The organism is Mahella sp. (genome assembly GCF_020054945.1).
In the GTDB taxonomy this organism is placed as follows: domain Bacteria; phylum Bacillota; class Clostridia; order Mahellales; family Mahellaceae; genus Mahella.
Genome location: NZ_JAIHAU010000046.1, coordinates 16063 through 27147, shown reverse-complemented (window position 1 = coordinate 27147; position 11085 = coordinate 16063). Strand labels below are relative to the sequence as shown.

Genomic DNA, 11085 nt, shown 5'->3' with positions numbered 1-11085 from the left:
ATAATTCAACGCTATTATTATAACTGTATATACCGCTTTAAGCCATATATATTGTTCACAAAATTTTGTCGATTCTTTTTAGCCATATTGTATAAGCCACATCTAATTTATGAAATTTTGTGCTACATATATGAGAATGGTTTCGGTAAAAGCGCTCAACAGCGTGGCGGAAAAAACCGCCTTTGATGCAAAATCGGGATTAGAATCGTACTCCAGCGACAATACCACAGTATTGACAGCCGTGGGCAGCCCTGCTGATACAAAAAGAACTTGAGCCAGTAATCCATGAAAGTCAAGCAGTTTTATTATTAACAAGGCTATGACTGGCCCGCCTACCAGCCTTATGGCATTGGAGAACAATACGCTCAGCTCAAAATCGAATTTTGTGGATGTCAATTGAGCACCGAGGGTAAGCAGTGCCACCGCTATCATAGCTTGGCTCATATATTCCACAGACGTCGCAACCGGCTGCCATATATCTATATTCAGCAACCTCAAACTTAAAGCTAATATAAGCGCATATATAGACGGCAGCTTTGCTATCCCTTTCAACGTTTGTTTAAAACCGTCTCCTTTATCACCTGCTTGAAATGCTCCTAAGGTAAAATTACTTATATTTTGCACGAGCAATACTATAACTTGTATAGATATAGCAACGGGATTATTTTTAAATGCCAGCGTTATTAAGGGTATACCGTAATTACCGCTGTTATAAAACATGATCGAGTTGGTAAAAGCATTCTCCATACTTTTACCATCTTTAAGAAGCCTACCCACGCCATGGCCTATTATGTATAATAAAAACAAAAATACAACCATAAAAAGAATGACGCTGCCTAATAATTGCATTGAAATCTCAGTGTTATAGAGCTGATTGAACATAAAAGCCGGGACCATTATATACAGGTACAGCCGCGATAGGCTTTTAACATCCAAATTAAAAAAATAATTAACCAACGCTCCGGCGCCTACTATCAAAAATATGGGTAATACATTATTAGTCAATATAAATGTAAAATAATCCATCTAGTTGTTTCAATACCCCCTTATCGTGCAAGTTAATTATAACCATGTTTTATGGCATATACTGCGGCCTGCGTCCTGTCCGATACATTGAGCTTTCTGAATATGCTGGAGAGATGGTTTTTTACAGTTTTTTCGCTTATAAACAGCTTTTTGGCTATTTCTCCATTGCTCAACCCCTTTGCAACAAGGGCCAAAACCTCTCGTTCCCTTTGTGTCAGCTCGTCATCGTATCCTATTCCCACATTGAAGCCATACAGCGGGCTGGCTTGATCCTCTTTTAATACAGGATTGGCCATTTCGGTCTGCACATATAGCTGACCGTTATATGCTTTATGTATAGCCTCTATAAGCTGATCGACTTCGGCATCTTTTAGAATATATCCGCAAGCCCCTAATTTGAGGCTTTCTAAAAGGTACTGCCGGTCATTATGAACAGTAAGCATTATAATGCGGGACGGGCATTTATTGCCCTTTAGTACTTTAATAGTCTCTAACCCGTTCATAACCGGCATATTCACATCCATAAGTATGACATCCGGAATTGTCGATTCTATTTTTTCGATAACCTCAGAGCCGTTGGCCGCTTGTGCTATGACATCTATATCAGGCTCCAAAGACAATATGCGTTCCAGACCCTGGCGCATAAGCGGGTGGTCGTCTGCTATCATAACCTTTATTTTATCCATTGATTTTGTGCTCCCTTTCTATCGGTATAGATGCAAAAATAGTAGTACCCTCTCCCGGAGAGGTTATTATATCGAACCTGCCGTTTAGCAACGTCACCCTTTCTCTCATACTGTAAAGGCCAAAACCCGCAGCATGTTCCCTCTCCTCTGTCTTTAATATGGTTTTGGAATCGAATCCCACGCCATCATCGTTTATCCTTACATTCAGCGTCTTATCTAAAAATTCCAGGTATATAACAGCGTTCTTAGCTCGGGAATGCTTTCTTATATTATTCAATGCTTCCTGTATCACTCGGAAAACCGCCACTTCTACAATCGATTTCAATGCGACAGTATGATTGCCTTTGATTTTAAGATCCACCGCTATGCCGCTTTCCCGTTCAAAGTCCTCGACATATTGCGTAAGGGTGGGTATAAGGCCCAAATCATCCAACGACATGGGACGTAGATCGAATATGACCTTGCGTATCTCGCTTAGGCTGCCTCGTATCATATTTTTCAACTCCATAAGCTCGTTGCGAGCCGCTCTGATATCGGTATCCAGCAATCTGTCGCATAACTCTGCTTTCAACAGCAGATTGCTCATGGATTGCGCGGGCCCGTCATGTATATCCCTGGCAAGGCGCTGCCTTTCCTCTTCTTGGGCAAGTATTATGCGGTTGTTCATGAATTCCTTAAACTGCATATCCTGCAATTCGTCAGCGATATTGCTTAGGTCGCCGGTTATCAAAGCAAGGGCCGCGGCTATCTGATTACTTACTCTATCGGCTTTCTCCAGCGTATCCTTAACCCTTTTTACCCGTTGTTCTATATCCTTTCTCTGCTCCTGAAGCTGCTTTTCAAGCTGCCTTTTTAATGCCAGTTTCAGCTGGAGTTCGCTGGTCTCATCGTAGGCAGCCTTTATATCCTCTTCGCTGAATATCTGGAAGTTTCGGCTGACCTCAGCCAGGCGTTGCCGGCTTCTTCGCAACAGCTTGTCCAGGCTATCCACTTCATCTATAATAAGCCTTATCTGGCATTGTATATCGACCAGGCGCTGCTGCAGCTCATTCCATTCTTTTAGCGCCTCTTCGTTTATATAATTTATCTGTTCCTGACTTTGCTTTATCGTATTTACAACGTTCTTCAGTATATAGTCAAGCTGTCCTACATCCACCATTTTTATTTCACCATCACATTATCACAGCTTTATATCTGTCAACAAGCGCTCTGTCCGCATCCCCTATGATGCCGGCTACACCGCCATAATATCTTAACAGCATGGCCAATACATTATAACGTGCATTTTTAAATATCAGCGGCACCCTGCATAGAGACGTTATCTCATTCAACAAGTCATAGACATTGGATTCGCTGCCGTTCCATGCTGTAAAATCCAGCGCGATGGCATCAGCAGGCTCGGATACGGCATTCATGACCGATGAAACCGGATCATCGTAAGCCACATTTATCTCGTATAAAGATTCTATCCTACTGACATCTACGCTCTTAGAGCCGGAAGAGATGATATTAGTCATCTTTGGAACAACACCGGACGAACGCTTTCGACCCTTAAATTTATCGGCCAAAAGCTTTATATGCTCAGGTGTGGTACCACAGCAACCGCCTAATACAGCAACGCCGGCTTCCGCAAAATCATTCATCCATTGCAGCATTTCCTCGGGGCCCAGAGGATATACCGCAACACCGTCCTGGTCATACGGCATGCCGGCATTGGGCTGAGCCATAAGAGGCACCGGACTATAATCAGCCATCTGCTTTATAGCCTCATATGCCACTTCCACGCCCCCCGAGCAATTTATGCCCACCACATCGGCGCCCGCCGACGCTAAGGCCAAAGCCGCGCCGACCGCATCGTTTCCCATCAATGTCCTGCCGTTGGCTTCAAACGTCATAGTAGCTGTTATCGGCAATTTAGCATTCTCTTTGGCCGCTAATATAGCAGCGCGAGCCTCATTTATATCGGACATGGTCTCTATACATATTATATCAGCTCCCGCCGAAGTTGCTGCTAATATTTGGGATTTAAATGCATTATATGCGTCATCGAACGAGAGGTCGCCAAACGGTCTCATCAAATGCCCCGTAGGCCCTACAGAAACCGCAACCCATCCATCATCGCCCATAACGTCCCTGGCTAATTTGGCGGCTGCAGCGTTTATATCGTCGGCCTGTGCAGATAATCCCCATCTGGCAAGTTTAAGCGCATTGGCTCCGAAAGTATTGGTTTCTATCACATCGCTGCCGGCATTTTTATAGGCTTTATGTATGGATACTATCACATCCGGATCAACGATATTCAACTCCTCCGGACATTTATCAACGCCAGCCTTTTTTTGTTGCAACATGGTGCCCATAGCACCATCGAATATGACAAAATGTTCATTCAGGTATGGTAAAAAATCCTTCCTCATGTTCTACATCACCTCTCCAATATTATACACAATATTTATAAAAATTCATAGAAAGAAAATACGAATGCAATAATTTTGTAAAGAATGTTAACTGTTTTGTAAAACCTTTCTTCTATAATAAAATAAGAATATGTAAGGAAGTGCTTTTTGATGATGTTAAGAGAGTTGTTATCTATAGCTTTACTCGCAGGTATAATATTAATAATATCTCTGGGCTGCGCCGTCGAAGCTACCGGCGATATGCTAAGCTTTACCTTGACACAGCCCGACCAACTGCCAAAGGCAATAGACGCTTTCTTAGAGGAAAATAAGCATTATGAAACCGTCGCTGTATTTGAAGATGCTCACTATACATATTTTGTCGTAAACAGGGGCGTTATGCCCACCGATGGTTATGATGTCAATATAACCAACATATATAAAACCAATAATGACCATGTTGCCACCATTCGCGTAGAGGTAGAATATATCAATCCGACCACAAATCAGGAAATAAATAATATTCTAACATACCCTTATTGTGTAGCTAAAACAAACGCAATGGATTTATCCGGCTACATCATAGAATTCTATGAAAATGAGCGGCTCATAGCCTCGATAGATCAAAATGGCATAATACGCTTAAAATAATCAAGCTCGGCTATGCCTGCCGCTCTTTGCAAAAATGAAACCAAAGGCCGCCACAGTTGCGAATGCTAGCAATGAACTGTAAAGGAATACCTGCCTTATACCAACCATGTCGCTCAAAGCTCCGCCCAACATGCTGCCTATAATACGCGATAAGCCCATGCCTATAAGCCCATTCATCGTTTGGCCTGATGCTCTCAGCGCTTTTGGCACCTCTCTGTTTATGTATGTAGCTAAAGCAATAGATAATACGATAAATATAAGCCCGTGTAACGCTTGCAGTGGCAGCACTACATAGGGATTTGTAACGAAATGAAGTATCAACCACCGTACGGCGGCCACAATACCAGAACCAAGCAGCGTATAATATACACCTATTTTATTCAATATCTTATCGGCAAAGAGCAAAAACGGTATCTCGCTCATAGCCGATATAAACATAGCCCATCCTAATAGAGCATTATCGCCACCCATACTCCTAAAGTATATTGGGAAAAAAGCGTAATAGAAACCCAGCGTGGTTTGTATTATAAGGTTAAAAATCATTAACAGTACTAATTCTCGGTTTTTGAACAACTCCCATATAGGCACTTTGGGTGCATTGAATTGATATCCTTTAACTTTCGGTAGAAAAAAGGATATTATAAAATTTAGTATTATAACAGCAAAGCACAGCACAAATATGGCACCTATATATCTTTTAGCTATAGCCCCTGCCACAACCGACATAACGGCAAAGCCGATGGTACCAGCCATCCGTATCAGGCCAAACTTCCAGTGAGTTTTTTCTATGTATTCCAGCGTTATAGCATCTATCAAAGGCCCAATCGATGTTTGGAAAAAAGTATACATAGCCATTATAAATACGAGATAATAAAAGCTTTCGGATAAGGGATACATTATTATGCTTATAGCACTGCCTAGAAGCAGTATCTGCAGAATTATATTTTTGGCCTTGGCCCTATCCCCCGCTATGCCCCATACAGGTTGCGCTATCATGGCTATAAACGGTCCCAGCGCCAATAGTGTCCCTATAGCCGTCTGCCCATATCCTATATGATCCAAATACACCGGCATAAAAGTGCCATATACAGCATTCACCATATAACTCAATGCATAGAAAGATATAAAGTAATACAGATAATTATTTCTTTCCTCCATGATGATCTCCTCTTTTTGGCTTATTCTATATTCACTACAGCATTATTCCTCCACGACAAATGCAACGCCTCTATAACTCTGGCGTTTTTGTATGCATCCTCGACATCCAACGTCAGCGGCCGACCATCTAGTATAGCTGTAGAGAATTCATCCAATTCGCATACGTACTGATTTATAGCAGGAATAACTATAGGCTGTGATTTGCCGCCTACCGTCACAACAAAATTAACATCGCCTACCGGCCAGAAAGCAAAGCCGCTGTAAATATTATAATCTCTATTGTATAACATATAAAGCCATGCTATCATATTTATAGTATCATACATTTGAAACATTTGCACATTAAAATATAATTTTTTAAAGGATGGTGGGAATTATGCAGGACGACGGTGGTCCTGGAAACTTATACAAGTATATCCCGCCTCATCTTTGCGAGGGGGTGAGGCAATAATAAAATAGAAAGCGTGGTGTAATAAATGCAAGATATGTTTTTCAGTCAATTGGTAGGTAAACCGGTATTCACGCAGCAAGGCACGTATATAGGTAAGTTAAAGGATGCTATAGCCTCTATATATAAGGAACCACCGATAGTAACCTCTATTGTCATATCGGCTGGTCCTAAAGTGATACTGGTCCTAGATGCTGATATAAACGCTGTAAAAAAGGATACTATTATACTCAACAAGATACATCATTCGCCCTTACCGGAAGATATCTTATATATAGCACAGGATATTATGGATAAACAGATAGTAGATGTAAATGGCAGAAAGGTAGTAAGGGTAAACGACTTAAAGGCAACGTTTATAAGCCAAAAAATAGTTATAATAGGTGTGGATATAGGCTTTTCCGGTCTGCTCCGGCGCCTGGGCATAGAGCGCCCGATTAAATTCTTATGCAAGTTGTTGCACATACCCTTAGGTGATAATATAATAGCTTGGGATAATGTGGAACCGATTGTATCTGAAGAGCGCCATCTTAAGCTGGCTGTACCATATAAGAAGCTAAGGCAGCTTCATCCGGCGGATATAGCCGATATAATAGAAGACCTGGATAGCCACTATCGTTCGGCGGTATTCCATGCTTTGGACGAGCAAACGTTAGCCGATACTTTAGAAGAAATAGAGCCTGATGTACAGGTAAATATAATAGAAAATATGAGCGAGGAAGAGGCATCAAACATCCTCGAAAATATGCCTGCTGATGAAGTCGCTGACATATTAGAGGAACTCGACGAAGAACACGCTCAAAAACTGCTGGAACGCATGGATAAAGAAGACTCCGAAGAGATAAAAGGACTGATGGAGTATGAAGACAAGACTGTGGGCAGCATGATGAGCACCGACTTCATAGCCTTTCCGCCTGATATAACAGCGCAGCAAACTATAGATCAACTGCGCCTTATTCAACCATCTCCAGATGAGGCTTATTATCTATATGTTATAGACAAAGATGAGCACCTTATAGGCGTGGTATCGCTGCGCGATCTTGTAGTGGCTCCACCGGACAGACTGCTAAAAGATATAATGGATCCCAACGTCATATACGTTCGCGATACCGACGGCATATATGATCTGACCGAGGTTGTAACCAAGTATGATCTTTTAGCTGTTCCTGTAGTCGATGATGATATGGTCCTGGTGGGTGTAGCCATTATAAACGATATTATAGACGAGGTATTTTTGCCAAGAAGGAGGAAACATGCATGAAACTTAAGAAAAAGCTTGCTAACAAACAAGTGCTCGTTTTCCTCACCATATTGGGCCCAGGCATTATAGCCGCCAGCGCTGGCAATGACGCCGGTGGCATCACCACATATGCTATGGTCGGTGCTGAGTTGCAATATAAAATGCTATGGGCCATATTCCTCATGACCTTTAGCCTTATCATCGTCCAAGAGATGGCAGCACGTATGGGAGCTGTAACCGGAAAGGGTTTATCTGATCTAATACGCGAGCAGTTCGGCGTTAAATCAACGTTTTTTGCTATGCTGACGCTTTTTACCGCTAATGTAGCCGTTACTACCTCTGAGTTTGCCGGCATCGCGGCCAGCTTGGAATTATTCAACATATCGAAATATGTATCCGTACCCGTAATGGCACTTATAATATGGCTATTAGTATTGAAGGGTACTTATCAAACAGTGGAAAAGGTATTCATAGCCTTTTCTATGCTACTGTTATCATATATAGTGGCTGGATTTATGGCAAAGCCCGATTGGAGCGAGGTCGCTCGCCATACTTTTATGCCCACAGTGGAATGGAATTCCAACTTTTTAACATTGTTTGTCGGCACAGTTGGTACGACCATAGCCCCTTGGATGCAGTTTTACCTTCAGTCATCTATAGCGGATAAAGGAATAACGATTAAGAATTATTCTTATGAGCGAATAGATACCATATTGGGGGCCATAGTGGCCGACGTGATAGCGTTTTTCATAATATTAAGCACTGCCTCGGCACTATATCCGCATGGCATAACTATAGAATCGGCAAAAGATGCGGCCCTTGCCCTTAAACCATTTGTGGGTACATATGCCCCTATAGTATTCGGCATGGGATTGTTCGGAGCCTCGGTTATGGCAGCGGCTATACTGCCGCTGTCCACATCATATGCCATATGCGAGGCATTTGGATGGGAAAGCGGTCTTGATAATAAGTTTGAAGATGCACCTGTGTTCTTTATATTATATACTGTACTTATTATAATAGGTGCATGTATAGTGTTGTTTTCCAGCCAGCTGCTCGTGCATATTATGCTCATAGCTCAGGTTATAAATGGTATATTGGTCCCTGTAATACTGATATATATGCTGAAGCTAACCAATAACCGCCGCTTAATGGGTGAATATGTGAATTCTGCGATTTACAATATAATAGCATGGGTAACCGTGATATTCACAATAGCGCTTACTGTGCTTATGTTCGTATTCATGTTCCGATGATGTCCGACTTCTGCGACTCGAAATATGGCAAACTCAGCACCTGCAATAATATAAAGCCGGAGAACGCCTTGAAATATTGCGTAGGCATACTCAATGAGTACAGCGCAGAGCAAGCGTAGGTCGGGCATAAGAGGCCCGACCAGCCAGCACTGAGCATGGACGCGAATTGCCGGCGTTAGTTTGCTCAAGCGAAATGAATTGTAAGTACGCCAGCAATATTTCATGAGTGGGCGTAGGCTTTATATCATTGCATGCGCTAAACTTGTCATATTACGAATCGCAGATAGATTATACTTAAAGAAAGAGGTATCACATGATGTATAAAGATATTTGGAATGGTACACAAGATATCATAGGGAACAGCAAAACAAAGAAATTTACAGTAGATGGTTACTTTCAGTATAATAATATAACATTTTATATACCAGCATTGTATAAATTTGAAAACCATATAATACTTGAGCTTTTTTCTAAAAACAATCATGAAAACATTTGGATACTGGTAATTAAGGAAATGCATGTTAATGGACAAGTTATATTACAGCCGCATAGTGCTGTATCTTATTTCAATACGCCTGCTAGAAAGTGGAGAACAGAAATAATAGCACATTCCACTAAATTTGGTTTCACGGAATCTGATTCTTTCTTTTTACAACGCACATTGTTTGATACAAAAATGAATTTTGAGAATGTATCCTCCTTAGATTTTATTATTGGCGAAACTTTGATTACTAACGTTTCTAAAGCATAATGTATTATATAATTTAAAGCACTACATAAGGATTTTTTCATACTAATCCCCCTGACGCCACATCTGAATATTTCATCATTTCCGTACTGGCGGTTCACAGTAATGATACTGCCCGTTTGAAGAAATATATAATCCCTTTGAGGATTTGAATATAGAGCAGGCAAAACAGCCTTTTGCATTGAAACGTTGCCCTTTCAGCCTCGATACACTCGAGCAGCTTTACACAGAGAATGTGCCTAAAGGAGCCGATGCGTTGGACAATATAGGGGATCCGCATAATATACTCGACTCGTCAGACAGGCTGATGGGTTGGATCACTCGCTTGGCAAAACGGACAGAGGATGCAGGCCTTTTGGAGAGCCTGTCGTCCTCCTATCTTAGGATAACGCAGGTTTTGCCCAGCATTAACAAATCCCTATGACGCTGGATATGTTCATGGATACCATAGGGCGTATATTGGGCATAAGCTGTTTTACATATAGCGATAAAGAGAAGATATATGAGTTTTATGATACGTTCAAGAGGTTTGGTGTTGATCTGGTCGCGGATATATTGGAGAGGCTTAAAGGTCAATACGATGATTTCGGCAAGAACATCATATTCTATCTGAACATGCTTAAAAGCGCCGTTGACGACGCTGAGCTGATAAGTAAGTAAAAGGAAAGGTAGGTAATATAATTATGCTAAATAAATTCTTCGGATTAAGCGGACTGCCGTTTGGTTCAAACATACGTTCGTATTTTGAAACAGATGGCTTTATGGCAAACAAGGCATCGCTTGAAACGCTGTTGTTTGGGCCACAGATAGCACTTGTATCGGGGCAGGTAGGCAGCGGCAAGTCGTCGCTGGTAAAGGCCTTTGTAAACGGCCTGGACCCTGCTGATTATCGCGTGGTATATACGTCGTCCAGCAACCCTGCCACCAGGGCTTTGTACAGGAGTATAGCCGAGGCTTTCGGTATCAAGGCTCAGTGGTATGGAGGTGATGTGAAGCTGCAATTGTTAGGGCATTTCGACGAGCTCATATCCCAAGGTAGATACCCTATCGTCATACTGGATGAGTGTCACACCTATTCTCTGGCTATATTAGATGAGCTTAAGACCTTCTTCGACAGCAAGAATAATTTCTCCATGATATTGATAGGCCAACCGTCTATACATAAGAACCTTGATAGTTCATATGCTCTGCCGCTTAAGCAACGTATATCCGTATTCATAGAGACAGGCGGTCTGAGTTTAGAAGAAACCAAGGGGTATGTAGAGCATCATGTAGCTTCGACCGGTGGTAAACAGCCTATATTCGACGATAAATGCTATCCTGTATTGTATCAGCTAACCGGCGGTATACCGCGTATGATAAACCAGGTATGCTATCAGGTCATGGTACGAGCATACGGCGCCAAGAGCAACATTATAACCGATAATATGATAACATCAGCTTTTGAATCATTGAGATATCATTAAGGGGACTGATATG

13 protein-coding genes are annotated in these 11085 nt (G+C 41.8%); 7 read left to right on the top strand and 6 right to left on the bottom strand.

The annotated features are described in order from the left end of the window. Window positions 1-102: 102 nt before the first annotated feature. The 4 genes from JG770_RS08880 to JG770_RS08865 are packed head-to-tail and all read right to left on the bottom strand — an operon-like array spanning window position 103 to window position 4126. Complete coding sequence (locus JG770_RS08880) at window positions 103-1026, bottom strand: AEC family transporter (protein WP_291957949.1); 924 nt, start codon at window positions 1024-1026, stop codon at window positions 103-105. Between the two features lie 32 nt (window positions 1027-1058). Beyond that, the gene (locus tag JG770_RS08875; RefSeq protein WP_291957947.1) at window positions 1059-1712 is read right to left on the bottom strand and encodes a response regulator transcription factor; all 654 of its coding nucleotides are present in this window, start codon (window positions 1710-1712) and stop codon (window positions 1059-1061) included. Next, the gene (locus tag JG770_RS08870) at window positions 1705-2871 is read right to left on the bottom strand and encodes a sensor histidine kinase (protein WP_291957945.1); all 1167 of its coding nucleotides are present in this window, start codon (window positions 2869-2871) and stop codon (window positions 1705-1707) included. Before JG770_RS08870 ends, JG770_RS08875 begins: the two co-directional genes overlap by 8 nt. 13 nt (window positions 2872-2884) lie before the next feature. Continuing rightward, window positions 2885-4126: a homocysteine S-methyltransferase family protein gene (locus tag JG770_RS08865; protein ID WP_291957942.1), complete on the bottom strand. Its 1242-nt coding sequence runs from the start codon at window positions 4124-4126 to the stop codon at window positions 2885-2887. 150 nt (window positions 4127-4276) lie between these two features. Here JG770_RS08865 and JG770_RS08860 point away from each other — a divergent pair, with 150 nt between their 5' ends. Next, window positions 4277-4756: a protease complex subunit PrcB family protein gene (locus JG770_RS08860; RefSeq protein ID WP_291957939.1), complete on the top strand. Its 480-nt coding sequence runs from the start codon at window positions 4277-4279 to the stop codon at window positions 4754-4756. On the opposite strand, the gene JG770_RS08855 is transcribed toward JG770_RS08860, so the two are convergent. Together JG770_RS08855 and JG770_RS08850 are read right to left on the bottom strand one after the other, a co-directional pair. After that, on the bottom strand, window positions 4757-5914 hold the full coding sequence (locus JG770_RS08855) for an MFS transporter (protein WP_291957937.1): 1158 nt from the start codon (window positions 5912-5914) through the stop codon (window positions 4757-4759). A gap of 20 nt (window positions 5915-5934) precedes the next feature. Beyond that, on the bottom strand, window positions 5935-6204 hold the full coding sequence (locus JG770_RS08850) for a hypothetical protein (RefSeq protein ID WP_291957934.1): 270 nt from the start codon (window positions 6202-6204) through the stop codon (window positions 5935-5937). Window positions 6205-6390: 186 nt separating this feature from the next. On the opposite strand from JG770_RS08850, the gene JG770_RS08845 reads away from it, so the two are divergent. From JG770_RS08845 to JG770_RS08820, 6 genes are all read left to right on the top strand, one after another. Further along, window positions 6391-7623: a CBS domain-containing protein gene (locus tag JG770_RS08845; RefSeq protein ID WP_291957931.1), complete on the top strand. Its 1233-nt coding sequence runs from the start codon at window positions 6391-6393 to the stop codon at window positions 7621-7623. Continuing rightward, window positions 7620-8858 (top strand): Nramp family divalent metal transporter, encoded by a 1239-nt coding sequence (locus JG770_RS08840; RefSeq protein WP_291957928.1) that lies wholly within the window; start codon window positions 7620-7622, stop codon window positions 8856-8858. Before JG770_RS08845 ends, JG770_RS08840 begins: the two co-directional genes overlap by 4 nt. Before the next feature lie 313 nt (window positions 8859-9171). After that, window positions 9172-9609, top strand: a complete 438-nt coding sequence (locus JG770_RS08835; RefSeq protein WP_291957924.1) for a hypothetical protein — start codon at window positions 9172-9174, stop codon at window positions 9607-9609. Window positions 9610-9754: 145 nt separating this feature from the next. Beyond that, window positions 9755-10030 carry a hypothetical protein gene (locus tag JG770_RS08830; RefSeq protein ID WP_291957921.1) on the top strand — a complete coding sequence of 92 codons (276 nt, stop codon included), beginning with the start codon at window positions 9755-9757 and terminating at the stop codon, window positions 10028-10030. Continuing rightward, entirely contained in the window at window positions 10027-10266 is a 240-nt protein-coding gene (locus JG770_RS08825) for a hypothetical protein (RefSeq protein WP_291957919.1), read from the top strand. Before JG770_RS08830 ends, JG770_RS08825 begins: the two co-directional genes overlap by 4 nt. Before the next feature lie 23 nt (window positions 10267-10289). After that, on the top strand, window positions 10290-11072 hold the full coding sequence (locus tag JG770_RS08820) for an AAA family ATPase (RefSeq protein ID WP_291957916.1): 783 nt from the start codon (window positions 10290-10292) through the stop codon (window positions 11070-11072). The last annotated feature ends 13 nt before the right edge of the window (window positions 11073-11085 follow it).